The 18,869-nt window shown below is 44.5% G+C and carries 12 protein-coding genes; 1 reads left to right on the top strand and 11 read right to left on the bottom strand.

All coding sequences use genetic code 11. The features are described from left to right. The first annotated feature begins 188 nt into the window (after positions 1-188). Complete coding sequence (locus D0T57_RS03925) at positions 189-1,373, top strand: acyltransferase family protein (protein ID WP_163271087.1); 1,185 nt, start codon at positions 189-191, stop codon at positions 1,371-1,373. An 83-nt stretch (positions 1,374-1,456) separates the two neighbouring features. Here D0T57_RS03925 and D0T57_RS03920 read toward each other — a convergent pair whose 3' ends face one another. The 11 genes from D0T57_RS03920 to D0T57_RS03875 form a co-directional block, all read right to left on the bottom strand. Further along, positions 1,457-2,644 (bottom strand): DUF5009 domain-containing protein, encoded by a 1,188-nt coding sequence (locus D0T57_RS03920; protein ID WP_163271085.1) that lies wholly within the window; start codon positions 2,642-2,644, stop codon positions 1,457-1,459. 462 nt (positions 2,645-3,106) lie between these two features. Beyond that, positions 3,107-3,721 carry a polysaccharide deacetylase family protein gene (locus D0T57_RS15785; RefSeq protein WP_368666899.1) on the bottom strand — a complete coding sequence of 205 codons (615 nt, stop codon included), beginning with the start codon at positions 3,719-3,721 and terminating at the stop codon, positions 3,107-3,109. Between the two features lie 65 nt (positions 3,722-3,786). Continuing rightward, complete coding sequence (locus tag D0T57_RS03915; protein ID WP_255490481.1) at positions 3,787-5,592, bottom strand: glycoside hydrolase family 9 protein; 1,806 nt, start codon at positions 5,590-5,592, stop codon at positions 3,787-3,789. Positions 5,593-5,605: 13 nt separating this feature from the next. Continuing rightward, positions 5,606-7,888: a glycoside hydrolase family 20 protein gene (locus D0T57_RS03910; RefSeq protein ID WP_163271083.1), complete on the bottom strand. Its 2,283-nt coding sequence runs from the start codon at positions 7,886-7,888 to the stop codon at positions 5,606-5,608. A 12-nt stretch (positions 7,889-7,900) separates the two neighbouring features. Then, complete coding sequence (locus tag D0T57_RS03905; RefSeq protein WP_163271081.1) at positions 7,901-8,677, bottom strand: creatininase family protein; 777 nt, start codon at positions 8,675-8,677, stop codon at positions 7,901-7,903. 9 nt (positions 8,678-8,686) lie between these two features. Continuing rightward, entirely contained in the window at positions 8,687-9,448 is a 762-nt protein-coding gene (locus tag D0T57_RS03900) for a sugar isomerase domain-containing protein (protein ID WP_163271079.1), read from the bottom strand. A gap of 113 nt (positions 9,449-9,561) precedes the next feature. Further along, on the bottom strand, positions 9,562-10,713 hold the full coding sequence (locus D0T57_RS03895) for a sugar MFS transporter (protein ID WP_163271077.1): 1,152 nt from the start codon (positions 10,711-10,713) through the stop codon (positions 9,562-9,564). Next, on the bottom strand, positions 10,710-11,681 hold the full coding sequence (locus D0T57_RS03890) for an ROK family protein (protein WP_163271075.1): 972 nt from the start codon (positions 11,679-11,681) through the stop codon (positions 10,710-10,712). Before D0T57_RS03890 ends, D0T57_RS03895 begins: the two co-directional genes overlap by 4 nt. 259 nt (positions 11,682-11,940) lie before the next feature. Continuing rightward, positions 11,941-13,812, bottom strand: coding sequence for a RagB/SusD family nutrient uptake outer membrane protein (locus D0T57_RS03885; RefSeq protein ID WP_163271073.1), 1,872 nt, complete (start codon positions 13,810-13,812; stop codon positions 11,941-11,943). 19 nt (positions 13,813-13,831) lie between these two features. Further along, positions 13,832-17,332, bottom strand: a complete 3,501-nt coding sequence (locus tag D0T57_RS03880) for a TonB-dependent receptor (protein WP_163271071.1) — start codon at positions 17,330-17,332, stop codon at positions 13,832-13,834. Positions 17,333-17,404: 72 nt separating this feature from the next. Further along, positions 17,405-18,868 carry a glycoside hydrolase family 10 protein gene (locus D0T57_RS03875; protein WP_163271069.1) on the bottom strand — a complete coding sequence of 488 codons (1,464 nt, stop codon included), beginning with the start codon at positions 18,866-18,868 and terminating at the stop codon, positions 17,405-17,407. Position 18,869 lies beyond the last annotated feature (1 nt).

The following is an 18,869-nucleotide window of genomic DNA, read 5'->3' as shown; positions in this document are numbered from 1 at the left end:
AGCGAGCAAAACACGTAAAATCCATCTAAAAATAGCTATAAAAAAGTTCTGCTATAAAATTTAAACAGACTCTAAATTTTCAAAAATTACTTAACAGATAATATTAAGCTTTTTCCTATCCCCGATACAACTTTTATTCGTATCTTTACTACATTGTTAAACCATCATATTCTAACCCTATCAATCTAATGGACACATTAATACAGCCAAAGCAATCTTCGCGCATTTTGGCTTTAGACATCCTACGGGGCATCACTATTGCAGGCATGATTCTTGTCAACAACCCCGGAAGCTGGAGCACGATCTACGAACCGTTGAAACACGCCGACTGGCACGGACTTACCCCTACCGACCTGGTCTTTCCTTTCTTCATGTTCATCATGGGAATATCGACCTACGTATCGATGAAGAAGTTCAACTTTGCTTTCTCTAAAACATTGCTTTTCAAAATCATTAAGCGCACAATCATTATCTTCCTCATAGGGCTCGCTATGGCGTGGTGCTTCCTCTCGATAGGAACATACTACTCGCTGGGCGAAGAAAACCTGAGTATAGGAAGCCGCCTCTTGAAAGCCATTACAAACTTCGAGAACATCCGCATAATGGGAGTAATGCAACGACTAGCCTTAACCTATTGCGCCACAGCCCTTATAGGGATGCTCGTAAAGCATAAATATATACCGCACATCATTATTGGCACTCTCATCGGCTACTACCTTATCCTCGTCTTTGGCGATGGATTTGCCGCCGAAGACAATACCAACAGCATTGTGTATATCGTAGACAAAGCCATACTCGGCACCTCACACTTGTATAGAAAAGGGCAGATTGTCGATCCCGAAGGATTGCTAAGCACCCTGCCTGCTATAGCCCATGTGCTGATCGGCTTCTGCTGCGGCAAATTCATAGTAGAAACCAAAGACAACCACCAGCGGATAGAAAAGCTGTTCATCATCGGGGCAATCATGACCTTTGCCGGATTCCTTTTCAGCTACGGTTGCCCTATCAACAAGAAAATATGGACTCCTACATTCGTACTGGCTACCTGTGGGTTAGCCTCGCTATTACTTGCCCTCCTCATCTGGATTATAGATATAAAGGGCTATAAGAAATGGAGCCGCTTTTTCGAATCGTTTGGGGTCAATCCTTTGTTTATCTATGTATTCGGAGGCTTGTTTGGCGGGCTGTTGGGAACTCTGCGGATTCCGTACGATGGAGGGACATCAACACTCAAAGGCATCTTCCTCAACAACATTGTCACTCCATACCTCGACCCTTACTTCGGTTCTCTTATCTATGCTATACTGGTAGTCAGCATTAGCTGGCTGGTAGGATACATCCTATACAAGAAGAAAATATACATCAAGATATAACTAATAACCAACTGTATATGAGCCAACAAAAGCGTTAAACCATTCCGTTTAACGCTTTTATTATGCCTCTATTTTCTTACTCTTTATATCTTCAGCTTAACCCCTACCCTGCCTATCAAGGCTGTAATACCTACCGTTATAAGGGAGATGAACAAGCACTTAAGCAGACCGACAGGGCTTACCGATAAGAAATCGGGGAACTTAAACCCTGTCATGTAAATGATTGTATATAAAAGGTATGGAATAAGATAACAGGTAAGCGTTGCTGTTCCGGCAGGGCCGATAATACTGAACCACGAAGACTTACCTTTTATGTCGGTCAACCAATAGATAAATACATAAAACAGGAGAGTCAGCCCCGAACTGTATAGCAACCACGGCGGTGTAGCCTGTATCTTCGATATAATCCAGATATTATTCGACAACCATCCGAGTGCAACCATCACAAGACCGATTGCCGCAAGGATCATCAAACGCTGATTGACACGAAGGTTCAATTTATTGTGTAACAGCAACAAGGTTGTCAAAACTCCCGTCATAGCAAAAGCATGATGGCAACCATTGTCAGGTATCAACCTGTTGAAAGGCCCAAGATAGTTGCTCGAACCTAGAGCCGTGAGTATCAGGAAGAAAAGATATGCAACGCCCAACGCTTTGACCGACTTCCTGCAATACAGGTATATCACAGCACAGATACCGTATGCCCATCCTATCAGCCCGAGAATACCCCACCATCCCTGTTGGAAAGTATTCCCTTTAGGATCTCTGTAGATGTATATTAAGGTGAAGATCAGTATATAGCCTGCTATTTTCAATATCTTTTGCGTTTGCAAGGCAGTCGGTGTTTTAGCTTTGGGATACAGGTTCCATACCAGGAAGAACCCAACCAACGAAAGTATCGTAAAAGCATGTTTATTAATTATCAAGTCTTCCGATACGCCCCGCCCTGCATTCAGCAGTACCAGCCCCATTACAATAAGGGCGAATGTACGCGAAGCGATACTTTCCAGAATACCGGCTTTCGACTCGCCCTTCTGTATCTTGCTTTCTATAGCCAATGGTATCGACATTCCCATAACAACAAGGAATGCAGGGAATACCAAATCGGAGAAACCCAGAAAATCTTCTGTCATGGCAGCATGTTCCAGCCAATGAGGCACACCGGCTACCGAACCCAGATCGTTGACAAAGATCATTATCACCATCGTCAATGCCCTAAAGACATCTATCGCCTGCACCCGTTTGGGAGTAAATGGTATATAATTTTGCATGGTTTAATTAATTTAAAGTTACAAGTTATTACGCCCTACGGGCTGTTACGGGTTACAAGCTTTTATTAAACATTACGAACAAAAAAAGTAACAAAAGTAACACATATTACCCCGATTTCTCATTGTTACTTTTTCCTCTCTTTTGCAGCGCTTGCAGCCCTCTCTTCCTTTAGCGAGAGCGGGGGAGTAAAGTGAAAAAGTAACAAAAGTAACACCTTTTTACAGTACATGACAAAAATGAAAATTATTGTAGTATCAGCATTGTAGGGGCGAATTATCATTCGCCCGTCGGTTGTATCGGGCGTAAGATATTACGCCCCTACAGTCTTTCGAGGAAATATCATTTTTTGTCTTGTACTATGCACCTTTTCATATTTTTACATTGTTACTTTTCCCTCTTTTGGGGCTATGCCTATTCCCCACTCCAGGGGACAAAGGGGCTCTATATAGATAAATCTCTTCTCAAAAACTACAGAACTTATACCCCTTATTTTTCAGGTATATGACTATTTCGTCCAACCTGTTATACAACTTATCTGTCCGTTCTGCCACCGTTCCCGGATGAATGAGGATGATAGCCCCATCCAATCCTTTTTCGCTTTCGAACCGGTAAAGCTGGTCTATCAACTCCTGCGAACTCTTGTAGTTCTTCATGTCGGGAGTAGTATAATCGGCAGGAGTCCTTATTCCCGGCGTATAATTGATTACTTCCACCCCACCCCGTTGCATATCTTTCACATTTTCAGTATTGTAATATTCGTATGGTGGCAAATAGTAAATAGCTTTCTTATCTGCGATACCCCATCGGTTCAATTCATCGAGGTTTTTCCTTAAATCCGATAACAGGCTATCGGCCGACACCAGCGATTTGCGGTTTTCCCACGATGCATATTGCAGATGATTGTCGGAATGCCCGCCAAGGTAATGCCCCTTTTTTATTATTTCGCTGAGAATCTTCTCGAACCGCTTATCCCTTAGTGTATTTCCTGTGACAAAGAAAGAGCCCTTTATCTTATGTTTATTCAATACTTTCAAGATATGAGGCGCACCTTCGAATGCTTTGTCGGCGGAAAATATCAGGCGAATCTCTTTCTTATTCTTATTTTTTCTTACTGTTGCCCCATAAGCATCCAGTTCATCATCTACTTTTTTTTTTGAAGCTTTCCGAGCTTCTCCATTGTCGATAAATAAAATGTCAGGCTAGCCGTACCGTCCATCGTAGGCTCGTTCGACGAATAATCGCCCGAATCGTCATGGTACACAGCCGCACCGTTATTGAACGGAGCATAAGGGTCGTTTTCGCCAATACCCACACCCCTCAGGTTGCTGAAAATAGATTTGTAGATAGGCCCGTCGACCAGCCCACCCGGAGTATTTTCGCCCCTCAGCGTATAATAAGACGAATGCACGTGCATCGGTGAATCGCCATCGGCAGGCAATCCCGATATCATGGAAGTGCCCCACGGATTGCAACCAAACAGCCAGTCGCGAAGTGCCGCCTCCATTTCCAGATAAGTTTCGTCTCCACTTGCCTGATAGTATAACTGTGCGTGTGTTATGGCAGCAGTCACCAGATTGTTGGAGCACCAAATGAACGGAACGCCATTGAGGAACGGATCGTCGTTTTGTTTCGCCCTGTTGAACAAACAGTCGAGCCCCATTTTCATAAAGCCCTGATATTTTTTGCTCATTACTTCATCTTTACCGTTTGCCAGATAGAAGTGCCCCAGATTGACAAAAGGATAAAACTGATAGTGGCGTGCGCGCCCCAGTTCCATCCACGGAGTCACCTCTTCCAACTGTCCCCAATAATCGGCATCTTTCAGCCAGCCTTTGCTTTGCGACAGGTTGTAGTTGACGGCAGCAGCCAGTTCCATATCATCCACCCAGTTGTCTTCTTCGTAGAAATAAGGCGAAACAGTGCAGGCTGTCTGGTTATTCCCCGGATATTTCTTTCCGTACTCATAAGCCTCCAAACCTTTCTGTACCATCACTTTACAAAAATCCGGGTCTATATCTTTGAATATTTCCGCGCCGAGTGCAAATGCCGAAGCATATTTAGCTGCGCTGGAAGAAACCCCGGTCGAACGGTTCGTATTATCCTTTCTCAACCCCTGCGGTTTACCCGTTACAGGAAATACAGGGCGTCCTTGTCCTGCTCCCCAGCCATAATCTACATAGTCGCGGCTAGGCAGGCGGTATCCTGCATGGTCGCGGTCGTCGGCTATCTGGTTGAACATCAATTCGGCTTCGGGATTCATCCTTACCATCCACTCAAGTCCCCATTTTATCTCATCGAGAATGTCAGGGATGCCATTCGCCCCTTTTTTGCCATCGGCTCCGTATTCGTCTTTGAATACCGATTTGTCAGGCGTTTGCTGCCATGCAAACAGCATTTGGAAAGTAGCATTGGCCGAAGTAGTCAGGTATTGCAAATAGTCGGATGCATCGTGCCAGCCCCCTCTCACATCTATTTTCTTTCCTTCCAGAGTGGGATGATCGACAATGAATCCATCGTGCTGGTGGCATACCGTATTGAGGTAGGGATTGAATCCACAACGCTGCTGACGCATATAGTTCAGTACATAATCGGCAGTTCCGTCATACACATTGGTATTCACCTCGAAGTCAGGAGATTTAACCCCATTGCATTCTATATAGTAAACGCCTTCTTTGCTGAGAGCAGAAAAGTTGAGCCTGTAAGCCTGCTTCATTCCCCATCTTTCGGCATTGGCAGCTACACCCTCGCCGGAGAATACAACCTTCTGCGTCTTGCTATCTTTTACATCGAAATTCAGTCCGGCTTTATCATCTAATGAGATAAAAACAGCGACTTTTTTACTATCGGGAATATACCCTAATTGGTTTACCCTAACCCACGACGACTGCCCGAAGACCGCCACCGTAGAAATTACTGCACACAGAAGTGTAATAATTTTTTGCTTCATAGTAATCTTATTTTTATTCTATTATAATTTCATCAACAAGTACATGGGCATAATTGTCTGCCGTTATCTCCACTTTTACATATCTGGCTCTTGTGTTTTTCACATCGGCCTGCAAATCGTCCAAAGCATTGAACGGCTTATGCTCCGAAAATGCTTCGGTGTATTCTTTTCCGTCATTCGATACGGAGATCGTATATTTTGCCCCTTTTGAGTTCGGGACTAACAGCGTGCCCACAACAACGGAACTAATCTCCTGCTCTTCACCCAAATCGACTACGGCAACCATCTTACCGCCAAAGCCAAGCCATGTGGTTGTATAGCTGAATACATGGCAATCGTTGCCCCGCCTTCCATCTGTCAGCACAGCTTTTCCCGCCGGAGGCCGGAAGTAACGGCTCACCTCGGTCAACAGTTCTACGTTTTTGAAAGTTGCTTTATTCACCGTATAATCCTGCACATACAGGTTATTGTCTATCAGTTTATTATTTCGGAATGCCTGTGCCTTTATAGTCCCTTTGCCCTCCAGCAAAACAGGCTCGGCATAGCGTTTACTCTTGAGGGTAGGCAACGAACCGTCTAAAGTATAAAAGATGTCCGCATTGTCGGGAGTCGATAGTCCTACTTTCAATTCCTTCTTTTCCGCATCTTCTATAAAACCGGCATTCGGCTCGAATGCCGCTACAGAAAAATTGTATCCATACATATCGTATAGCGCAATAAGCCGTTCCAACCTTTTCAGGAAACCGGGGTAATCTTTATCCCCGCCGTTTTGCCATTGTATCTCCGCCAATGCTGCCAATCGCGGTAATGTCATATATTCCACATGGCTCTCTTCCTTTATCTGTTCCACCCACAAATTTGCCTGAACGCCTATGATATGCTTGGCTTCTGCCTCTGTCAAGCCGCTTGGTATAGGGTCGAAATTATATACCTCCTCCATCGTATTTGTTTCGGGGAATGCAGGCGGCTCGGTCATTGTATTTTCGGTCTGGTAATAGTCGAAATACAAATGCGAATTGGGAGTCATGATAACATCGCGCCCCATTTGGGCTGCTATCCTTCCTCCTTTTTCGCCGCGCCACGACATAACAGTGGCATTGGGAGCCAGCCCTCCCTCTATAATTTCGTCCCAGCCTACCAACTTACGTCCGTGGCTGCTGATAAACTTTTCGAGGCGGTGCGTCATATAGCTTTGCAATTTGCTCTCCTTGCTATAATCTTTGTCGTCCGTCAAACCCAGTGCTTTAATCTTAGCCTGGCATTTTCGACATTCTTTCCATCTGATCTTCGGACACTCGTCGCCTCCTATATGGATATATTGAGACGGGAATATTTCGAATATCTCGGTAAATACTTTTTCGAGAAACTCATATGTTTTTTCGTTTCCTCCGCAAAGCACATCCGGAAATATTCCCCATTTTGTTGCTACTTCGTACGGGCCGCCCGTGCAACCCAGTTCGGGATACGAAGCTAATGCAGCCAGCATATGCCCCGGAAGGTCTACTTCGGGAATTACCTCGATATAACGTTGTGCGGCATACTGTACAATGTCTTTCAGTTCTTCCTGTGTGTAGTAACCGCCATGCGGTGTATTATCGTATTCGCCGGTTATAAAACCTTTGATTGTTTCTTTTCGTTTAGAGCCTACCTCGGTAAGCTTCGGATAACTTTTGATTTCTACCCTCCATCCCTGGTCTTCGGTCAGGTGCATATGGAACTTGTTGATATTGTGCAGAGCCAATATGTCGATGTAACGCTTAATAAAATCGACCGTCCAGAAATGACGGCTCACATCCAGATGCATACCACGGTAACCGAAACGCGGATAATCGTCTATAGTGGCGGCAGGAAATATTACAGCCGTTTCTTTGCTGGCAACCGGAATAGATTTTCTCAGTGTTTGCACGCCATAGAAAAGCCCGGCTTCGTCGGCACCTTCGATGGTTATACCTGCACTGTCTATTTCGAGCCTGTATCCTTCGCGATGTTGTATATCTTTGTTTATTTTTAGGAGAATGGTTTTCTTTAAGCTATTTTCCTGCACTGATGTATGAGAAAGCTTGTAACCAACTGCTTGTTCGATGTATCCGGTCAAAAAGCCGGCAACATTGGCAACACCTTTATTATTCGCATCGTAAGAAATCGTCGCCTGAGGATCTAACACAAAAGGCTCTTTCTCTACCACCTCTATCTTCTGAGGCAGGGGGATAATATCGTAACCGGCTTCGACAACGGCCTTATTACAAGCCGACAGGGAAGCGACAAGTATCGTGATCAGGAATAAAAGTTTTCTCATAGCCACCTTTTATTATTTGTAAATAGATTTGGTTGCGAAATCGAAATAAAAATCGGCTAATGCATCGGTAACATCTGTTGCATACCTTTCCCCTTTTTCGGCTGTCGCCCTCCTCGGATCGCCTGCTCCGGTGTCGGGTGCTATCTTTTCCCAATGCCTCGGTATCCAAACCTGCCCTTTGTTGAAAGCTTCGATATTGAACTGATTGACTGCGCCGTCTCCTGCGGTTTCCAAATGTACCAACTCGGGATAATAATACATCATTAGCGATGTTTCCATTTCTCCGGCATGGTCGTCGGGCAATTCGAAATATTCTTTCTGGGGAACAACCTTGAACCATTCGCAACAGGCAATAACCATATCGGGATAATCGAGATCGAAATCGCGGATCATGTTCTTGAAGTTGTTGCCACCATGCCCATTCATGATAATCAGCTTTTTCAATCCCTGCCTTATCAGCGATTCTATAACATCGCGCATTATCAGCCGTTGAGTTTCGTACCTGCCATGCAGGCAAAACGGCTGGTTGGTCTGTCCCGGATTCTGGCTACCAAGAGGAATAGGGGGCAATACCATGCCCCTTACTCCATGTTTATCAAGAGCTTTGTTTACAGAGTCTACCGCAACCGCATAGGCTAGATAACAATCGGTAACGTATGGCAGATGATTGTTGTGCGGTTCGGTTGCACCCCAGGGAAGGATTGCAAAATCGTACGTGTTGTTTTTTACTATCCCGTAATTTTCCTGCAACAAGTCTGTCCCTTTATTTCTCTTAATTCTTGAACTCATAATGTTTTATTACAATTTTGAAACCCGTCTCTTGTATTCCAGCAAACAAGCGTCAAGACGTTCGTGAGCAGTAGTATCTCCCGGCACATTGTGAGACGGGTGTATATACAACTTCACGCCTCTGTCGGCAAGTATTTCGGCTACTGTAGTTATTGTCATCCAAACCAATGTAACGAACGCCAAGGTAGACACAGGGCCTATCTTGTCCTGATGATTTTTGAGGACAACCGAAGCGTCTATGACAGGAACGCAAGAATCGACAACCACATCGGCCAGTTCGAACAATGTTTTGCCCGACGGATGGCGGGTAGTCTTGCCTTTAGCTTCGGCTGCAGAACCGTAAACAATCACTTTCATTCCGCGTTCTTTGGCTTCCAATGCTACGTCGATGTTTACATTGTTGATGCCGGTATGGGAGAACAACCAGATACAATCGTTTTTGTCGAAATTGTATTGTTTCATTATTGCGTTGCCGTATCCCTGGCATCTTTCAAGAAACAAAAACTGATTGATACCCATTTGCCCTGTGATACCTGTAAAGAATGTCATAGGAAGTTCTACTATCGGGTGAAAACCAACGAAACCACCAATGCGGGGATACATCTCTTCGATAGGGATAGTAGCATGGCCGCAACCGAATGTATGCACCCAGTTTTCTTTTTCGATGCAATCAGCCATTATTTTAGCTGCTGCTTTGATATTATCCATTTGAGTTTCCTCAATCTTTTCCATAATGCCTCTGGCATTCTTTAACCATTCTAATGCTAACATAATTTTTTTCGATTAATTTAATTTAAGTTACGAGTGACAAGTTGCTAGTTACGAGAATAATACAAATACTTGCGACTCGTAACAGCCCATAGGGCGAAGCAACTTGTAATTATTCAATTCATATGTTTCTTACTTATCAATATCAATAGCCCCTGTATTGCAACACAAACAATCAGGAATACAGGAAAGACAGCTATCTGGTATTCTTTGGCTACTACGCCCATCAGCAGATTCAGCAGGGAATTGCCGCTAAGCGCGATAAACAGAGCAAAGCCGATGGCTGTTCCCGACATTTCTTTATACAATGTCCCTATCCGCCCGATAACGATAGGGAATACACCGGCAAGCCCTATACCGACAATAAACAGGGCTACTGCCCCACCCCAAAACGAACCGGCATAATTCAACACGGCTATTCCGGCAGCAAGTATCAGCAAGCCCGCGTATAATATATATTGTGTATTGACCCTTGTCAGCAGGTAGCTGAGCAGCAACCGGGCAACAGTTATTCCGGCAACTAATGCTGTCAATGCCAAAAGAGCTTCATCGTGACCAATATTTGCATTTATCAGGTAGGTGGTACTCCAATTGTTGAACAACCCCTCCAAGCCACTCTGAAAGAAGAGGATAAAACCCATCAAGAGCAATACCGGCTCTTTTATCAGTTTCAAAGCCGACCTGATAGGGAAACCCTGCTTATATTTAGATTCGGGAAACTTGGTGAACGAGAAATAGACTACGCTCAACAATATCACCAATGTAGTCCAGCGAAGGATCACTTCGTACGAATATTTTGCAGAGAAAAAACTCAGAATGAGCGGTACGCCCAAAGCGCCTATCCCATAGCACATACCCAGAAGGCTGAGCTTAGAAGCACTCTTGTCGCCACTATATATTTCGGCTACAATGGCATTGGTCTCCCCATTGAGAATGCCGCCACCCAGTCCGATTATGAATATAAAGAGGCGCAGCACGTTGAAATCGTCGAAATAAGAAAGTCCGAGAAGCCCCAATCCTACCAACACTGTACTTGTTATCAGCAGGCTTTTGTACCCAAAGCGGTCTACCACCGGCCCGAACAGCAACGACCCTACCAAGACACCAATAGGAAGGAATGTGACGAGCGACGACGATTGTATTTCGTTCAGCCCATACTTCAGCGTCATGGCAGGAAGCACCGAGCCCATCACGATAAAAGCAACGCCAAAAAACATCATGCCTATACAGGCAGCAATATAAACCCTGGTTTTATCAAAAGTAATCATAGCTTTTCATTTAACGATTTCAAGGCCAGATAACCTGCACCATACAATCCCGCATCGCCAGAGAGAATTGAGTATTCAAACTTTGCCTGTTTGATACTGATAGGCTGAGCCCACCGGCATGCCTCATCATATATTTTGTCGATAAACTGCTGAGCAGGGCCAAATACGCCCCCTCCCCATATGACTTTTTCGGGATTGAAAAGGCTGACAACATTGGCAGCAGCCATCCCCCACAGCTCTATCGCCTTATTCAACACATGCACTGCCAGGGGGTCTTTTTGCATATAGGCAAAAAAGACGTCGTGCGATGTAATATCTTCTATTTTTTTTCGTCTCAGCGAACTTTCTTTATACAAAGGCGCATTGGATTTCAATATAGCCCGTGCCTGCTTTGCTATACCCTCACCGGAAGCATAAGTCTCGAAACAGCCGCATTCTTCATATCCTTCTTTATAAGGCGTTTGCAATGCCATCCAACCTATTGCCCCAACCACATCGGCATGCCCGTGAACGATATTTCCATCGAGCAGGATACCCAGGCCGATACCAGTACCCACGGCTATAAAGACAGCATTGTCGCACCCCTTTGCCTGCCCTATCCACCGCTCGCCCAATATGTAGCATGTGCGGTCGCTTGCCACGTAGACCTTTACGCCATACTGTTCCACATGATTTTCGAGTTCCTCCTGTAGCCGGTAGTTTGTCCATTCGGGGATATTGGGCGCCCACACTTCACCCGTTTTAGCATCGGCTATACCGGGCACACATATACCTATGGCAGTTACTATTCCGGTTTCTTTTCCGAGGTAACCCATCAACTTATCTATAAGAGAGCGAATCAATTCGCCAACTTCCTTTCCTTTTCTTTTTTCCAGAAAAAAAGTCTCTTTTTTAATTACCGCTCCTTTATCATCGAATATGGCACCGGTCACTTTGGTGCCCCCAAGATCTATTCCTATTACATTCATTATGTTTATGGTATTATCGCCCTTTCGAGGCTTTACATTTAAGGTTTTCAGGTTCAAGATTATATCTTAAAGATAGGATAGATATTCCGAATAAAAAAGTTAATATATATGTCTTACGGTTAATTTTTCTTTATTTAAGTATATAAATATTAATATATACATATTTAAGTTAATAGAATAAGAGAAAATAAAGTGAGAGCAGCCTATTCCCAACCACTCCCACTTTTACCAAAAGAAATATAGCTCAACTAGTAACCCATTAATTTGTACTCCACCCTCTCGATTGAGTCAGCGTATATCCTCTACGGGCGTATTCATTTATATCATTTTCTCCAATCGGTGCATTGTATGCCCTGTCGTGCGAAGGATCGAAACCATCGCGCGGATTAGCATCGGCTCCGTATATGACATAAAAACCGGTCATGTCGTTTTCGTTCGTGCCATCATACACAGTCTTAACGTTTATATTGTTCAAATCTTTCACTACGCTAAGTTTGCCTATATAAGATTGGCTCAATTTAGAAGCAAGTTCGGTTTTTGTAACCCACAACCCAAGCCTGTATGTCTTATACTTATCATTGTAATTGTCCATGTATTCAAGCTTGCGCCATCTTCTCAGGTCTAAAATACGGGAATGTTCGTAAACAAATTCCATACGGCGTTCGCGGCGAATTTCCCACAAAATCGGCGACACGTCTGCATCTCTATCCGGATCGTCGGGCAAGGAAGCCAGCACCAAAGGGTTTGTCTTTTGCACTCCGGCAGCTATGGCATCTTTGGCCAGATCCCTGTTTCGTATCGCATTTACAGAGATATCCAGATCGCCCTGCGTAAGAGGCAATATACCCATATCTGCAAGCTCGGCTTTTGCCTCAACCCAATTGAGAAGAACCTCTGAATAGCGCATAACCGGAGCAGCCGACGGATTGAGGCTACCCGACCAGTCGCCGGACGTTTGCCCCATCCTGTCTCGCGGACAGAATTTGGTACCATACAAATAAGATACCGATTTATCGTTAGCCTTATTTTGGAAAGTGGCTTCGAAGCGCGAATCGCGAGTCTTGATCAAACTGGTTATATCAAATTTATTCGCATTTGCCACTGTTGAATTTTGCCAAGGCTTGCCATCGGTACATATATACGATTTTATCAAACTCAGGTTAGCCCCATAAGCCTGCCCCTCCAACGTGTTGCTGGCCGATGCCACAGAGTGTGTAATGCTCAGCGTAGCACTATAGGTACGGGAATAAATAACTTCTTTGTGGCTCTTGAGGTCTGTAGATGTGAACAGGCTCCTATAGTCTCCACTTATCTGATATTTGTCGCTTGACATAACATAATCGGCTGCATCCATTGCAAACTTGAAATATTTCTCGGCTCTTGCCGGAGCTTCTGCTCCTAAACCTGGATGATATTTCTGAAACGAACCTTCGACCAGCATAGCACGCGAAATAAAGGAAGCAACGACATACCTGCTCACATTATTATTATCCATATCTTCATACGATGGGCTTACCCTCACGTTTTCAATGGCATACTTAAAGTCTTCGTAAACCTTATCCATCACTTCTCCTCGCGACTTCCTGTTCTGATACACTATATCCGGATCGGTAGTGTAAGGGTCTATCAATTGGTCTACATAGACCATATCGCCAAAGACACTAACCATTTTGCTTGTTTGCAATCCCCGGTAGAACAGTCCGATTCCTACCCAGTGCTTATAAGCCTCTTCGGTGATCAACCGTTCTTTATACATACCTTCCAACCGGCTGAGCATCAGGTTAACTTCCCTTATTATTTCGAAATTCCATTGCGGACCGGTATAACTGGCCATCCATGTTGTTCCGTTGCGAGACGAAGGGATTTTGTCTTCAAAATTTGCTTGCTTTCCATCCACAGTCACATCATCATTGAAATAGTAGCCCTTGAGCGGAGCATATTCAGTTCCGTAACCGGTATTATAGCCCGGGAAAAACTTAGGCAGGAATTTATTTGCATAATATCTCACATGGGCTTCTTCTCTCCAATAGTCTTTTTCATGCACTTCGTCGCGCGGGTCTCTGTCGAGGTCGTCGTGACAGCCGGGAAGTACCAAGATCAGCAGCAACGCTATATATATAATCTTTTTCATATTCATCTCTTTTATTAGGTTAGAAAGTTATTTGTACTCCACACGATACAGTCTTGAATGCCGGTGCACCTTGCCCTGTCCTACCACTATTGTATTCACTAACAGATTCGTTGAGGAACATAGAGTTACCTCTATTACCGGTCACTACCTCAGGGTCGATAGGCAACCCGCGCAGGTTATCGAATGTAAACAGGTTTTCGATAGACAGGTAGATACGCGCTTTGTTTATGAATGCCTTCTTAGTCCACTGAGGATTGAAAGTATAACCTAGCGTCACATTCTTAATTCTCAGGTACGACATATCGAGTAAGTACCTTGTTTGCGTTTGCAGATTGTATCCGGTATTGCTTCCATACATATTCCATGCACGCGGATAGAACGCATTTTGCCTGTCGGGTGTCCAATAATTCGATGCTATGGCCAGCGGCATACCCCCGTCGCCAATCATAAAGCCCGGTATCGCCATCTGGCCTGCACCCCACATCTGGCGTTTGCCTATACCTTGTGCGTAAACCGAGAAGTCGAATCCTTTATAGTCGAATCCCAGATTGAAACTATACTCGTATCTTGGAGTGGAATTACCGATAATACTCATATCGCCGTGATCGTCGATAGATGCTGTACCCGAATTTATGGCACCACTACCGTCGCGGTCTACGTATTTCACATCACCCGGGCCAAATATAAAGCCCGAACCTTCGAGATATGTCTGATCGGCAGTCTTCGGATCTTTGAATACATATTTGGTTTTTCCATCTACATTCACAGTTACCAAAGTAGCCAGAGAATAATCTTTAGGGTCTGTTCCATCTTTATGTACGAAATCGTCGAAAGTAAACAAGCGGTCGGTGGTATATCCCCATATTTCGCCATAAGTTTTTCCCTTATAGTAGCCGAATATACTTTTTTGCTGATCGTCGTAGAAATCTGTATAAACACTCTTTGCATCCCATATTGCAGCTCCTCCGTGGATAGTCAGCCCATTGGCAAAGCGATGATTGAAGTCTACCGCCAATTCCCATCCTTTTGTTGTCAGCTCCGCATAATTACCTTTAGGGCTTGCAGCACCTACCGTAGCCGGCAATGTAGCACCACTGGTAATCATATCTTTAGTCTTCTTCTGATACCAGTCGAATGTAACGCCTATGCGATCGTTCCAGAAACGGGCATCGAAACCTAAGTCCAGTATTTCTATTTTTTGCCATGTAAGGCTAGGCTGAACAAATGCCGGCGCTCCATAAGTAGTTATCTTTTGTCCCGAAGAATCGAGCCACGAGAGGGTAGATTTAGGCATCAACTCCATATACAAACCTGACGGCACACTCTGGTCGCCATTCGATCCCCACGAAGCTCTCCCCTTAAAGAAGCTCAAAACTGGGTCGAGTGGTTTCATGAAACTTTCGTGCGTAGCGATCCATCCTGCCGAGAATGAAGGGAAAGCTTTCCATTTTCTTCCTTTCGGAAATTTGGATGATCCATCGTAGCGTATATTTGCTTCAAACAGGTATTTGTTATCAAACATATAATTGATACGCCCGAAATATCCTATTTGTGCTTCCCATCCGGCAGTTCCTTCGCTGGATGTAGCTGTTACAGTCTGGTTTATCTCCGGTTTTTCGGGTATTAATATACCGGTTTTGTCCACTTGGCTCCAAGTATAGTCCCTTGTTACACGGTTTGTTCCGGCCATAAACTTAAGATTATGAACCCCTTCTTCTCCCAGTTTCAGGCTGTATGTAGAATACACATTCCAAACAGCTTGTTTGTCTTGCGAAAACTCTCTTCTATATCTATCAGTAGTACCTCCTGCATTGTATTGCAAATAAGGGAAATCGTAGGCCTGAGACACGTATTTGCCCGAACCGCTAGCCACCACTTCTCCGTGCTGGTTTACATATACCGGATTGCCAAATCCATCGAGCCTAGGCGTCGGCGCTCCCCATATATTCGATCCGAGGAACCGAGTGCCGGGCAGCGTCACGGTATAATCGTTGCGGGAATAAGTGAAATCGGCAACAACATCCCAATTGGAAGCAAGGTTGATGGTAGCTCCCAGGTTTGTGCTCGAATAAGCGTTTTCGCGCTCGGCCGTATGTGCCGCTCCCATTTCGAAGGCTGCACTCCGCATAGGGTCGCCATATTCGTCAATACCATAAGGCATCACAGGCGTCCACCTGTACATATAGTACCAAGGGTCGGCTGTATATGAAGCTGTAGCAAAAGGGCTTCTCTTGTTCCTGTTCGAATACATTGCACCTACCCTTACCGTAATATATTTATTCAACTCGCTACTGAGTTTCACATTGGCAGTATAGCGTTTAAAATCATCTGTTTTTGCAGGTTTAAGCATACTGTTTTGATCCAGGAATCCCAAAGACAAGGTATATGAAGTTTTCCCTGCACTACCATTGACCGACAAGTTGTGATTTTGCGAGAACGACCAATCTTTGATCATATAGTCTGCCGGATTGTAAAGGCGCACTCCGAAGTTATATGCACCGTCGCGATACCAGTCGCGGCCATACACCATCGGGTCGTTCATGCCGATTGTGCCCCCATAATTTTGCATCCATTCTTTGGTACGCTCCAACGATTCGCGGCTCACCTTAAAGAATGCTCCGATGAAAGAAGACGATCCTGTTCTCTCCAGAGCGTCCAACGCATATTCAAGACCTTCTATTCCGGCCAGTTTTATTGTCTTGTCTACAGTTTGCCACGACAGGTTGTTGCTATATTGAATATTAAACCTATCGCCTACACCCCCTTTTTTGGTAGTAATCAGAACCACACCAAAGGCAGCCTTCGATCCATAGATGGAAGTAGAAGCGGCATCTTTCAATACACTTATCGATGCAATATCGTCGGGATTTACCAATTGGATACTAGGTATTTCCACATTATCTAATAATATAAGAGGTTGGGAGCTACCTTCGATAGAACCAATGTTTCCACGAATTTTCAAGTTAGGCTCCGAACCAATTTCGGTACTCGGCAATGTCACCTGCAAACCAGGGGCAACGCCTTGAAGACCACGACCGATATCGGCAATAGGCCTGCTGCCTATGGCTTTGTCCAAATCGACAGAAACTACCGATCCTGTCAGGTTCTCCTTCTTCATGGAACCGTAACCCACTACTACCACTGCCGACAGTTCGCGGGAATCTTCGCTCATTACCACATCCAGTTTCGGCTTGGCTTCGACTGTTATACTTTTGAATCCGATATATGAAAAAGTAACCTTTGAATTAGCTTTTGGTGCTACAATGGTATAATTACCATCGACATCGGTAACGGTACGGCGGGTTGTTCCTTCTACGGCAACGCTTACACCTATCAGGGCTTCGCCGCTTGTATCGGTAACCTTTCCTTGTATCTTTATGCCTTCCTGTTGTTGTATGCCATCTCCTTCGATTGCAGAGGCCTTAGCCTCGCTGAAAGGCACCAATACACCGGCAGACAAAATCAATGCGACTATCAGCCTCGCACAAAGTGTACGACCTCGTGTTTTTAATAGTTTCATATTGAAATATTATTTAAGATTATTTTTTTCCGAAAGCCTCTTCCTACCTCCGATAAGAAGAGGCTACTTTTTTTATTCTTCGAAGTTAATAAAGTCAGAAACTTCTCCTTCAGCATTATCCTTATTTACAGCACTCACGAAATAGATTCCACTATCCGAAAGTATATAATTGGTATCTTCTGTTATCGTTACAATGCGGGCGGTTTTGTCCTCCTTCTTGTAGACAACATATTTCAAATCGCTTCCCAGGGATGACCAACTCAGTTTTGCCCCCGAAATAGTAGCCGTAACCTTACCAGGCGTAGGCAGTGTGGCGCGCCCCATAAATGGTCTGAGAGCCGGGTCTTTGTAGTACTCTTTGATTACACTTTGCAGGTCGCCGAGGTTTTCCATGAAATTTTTAGCCCTATAGAAGAAGCCTCCGAAATTACCCTTGCTATCGTAAGCATACGCTAATTGCCTTGAGAAATCGGCATTATTCATCTTTCCGTTCAACTCTGAAGGATTGTTTACCCGGTAAAGAGGAAATCCTGAAACAACCGGGGTCGAAGTATTTTGTATCCACCATCTCAACTGGGTTTCGAAAGGATAGTAAGTTGCTATTGACGAAGAACCGTTGTACAATTGAGGAACAATAAAATCTACCCATCCCTTTTGGCTCCACTTCGTAAGGTCGGCATACAGTTTGTTGTAATTGTACGGACCATCGGTAAAAGGGCTTATACTAAACAATATATCCGGATGGTTTGCCTTCAGCATTGTAGATACTTTCTCGATAGCTTTGTCGACACAACCACGCCTGAAGTCGTCGATACTGGCATATCCCGCCCCGTATTTAACATAGTCGTCGGCATCATCAAGCGTTGCCCCGTCTTCGGGATATGGATAGAAATAGTCGTCGAAATGCACTCCGTCTATATCATACTTGTCTGCCACTTCTTTTATAACGCTCACCAGATAATCTGGCACATCGGGATGAGAAGGGCGGAACATTATCCTTGTGTACTGTCCGTTAGGGTATTCCATCGTCCACTCAGGATGGACGGCAGGAGCACTACCGGGCGCCGGCACAAAGTTTCTTTTATCGGTGGTGATATCGTAAGGGTTGAACCATGCATGCAGCTCCATTCCTCGCTTATGAGCCTCTTCTATCCAAAATGCCAGTGGATCGTACCCCGGGTCAACACCCAGTCCGGAGAGCCATGTACTCCATGGCTCTATATCGGATTTCCAGAATGCATCTGCTTTAGGGCGTACTTGCGCTACAACTGTATTTATGTTCAGTTCCACCAATTCGTCCAGCAGATCGGTATATTCTTTTTTATGGGCTGCAACATTTGTACATTTAGATATATCTAAATTCCAGACAGTGGTAAACCACACGGCTCTAAATTCTTTCTTTGGCATTTCTTCCACAGTTCCCGGATCGGGAATCGGGCGATAGTTGGCTTCATTGAAAGCATCATCCCTATCGGTACAGGAGAAAATGAATCCTGCCAAGAATGCGGTTACTAACAGATATTTTAGTTTTTTCATT

It is taken from the genome of Dysgonomonas sp. 511 (assembly GCF_010501105.1).
GTDB lineage: Bacteria > Bacteroidota > Bacteroidia > Bacteroidales > Dysgonomonadaceae > Dysgonomonas.
Note: the sequence above shows the minus strand (reverse complement) of the source record. Positions and strands in the feature narration are given on the sequence as shown.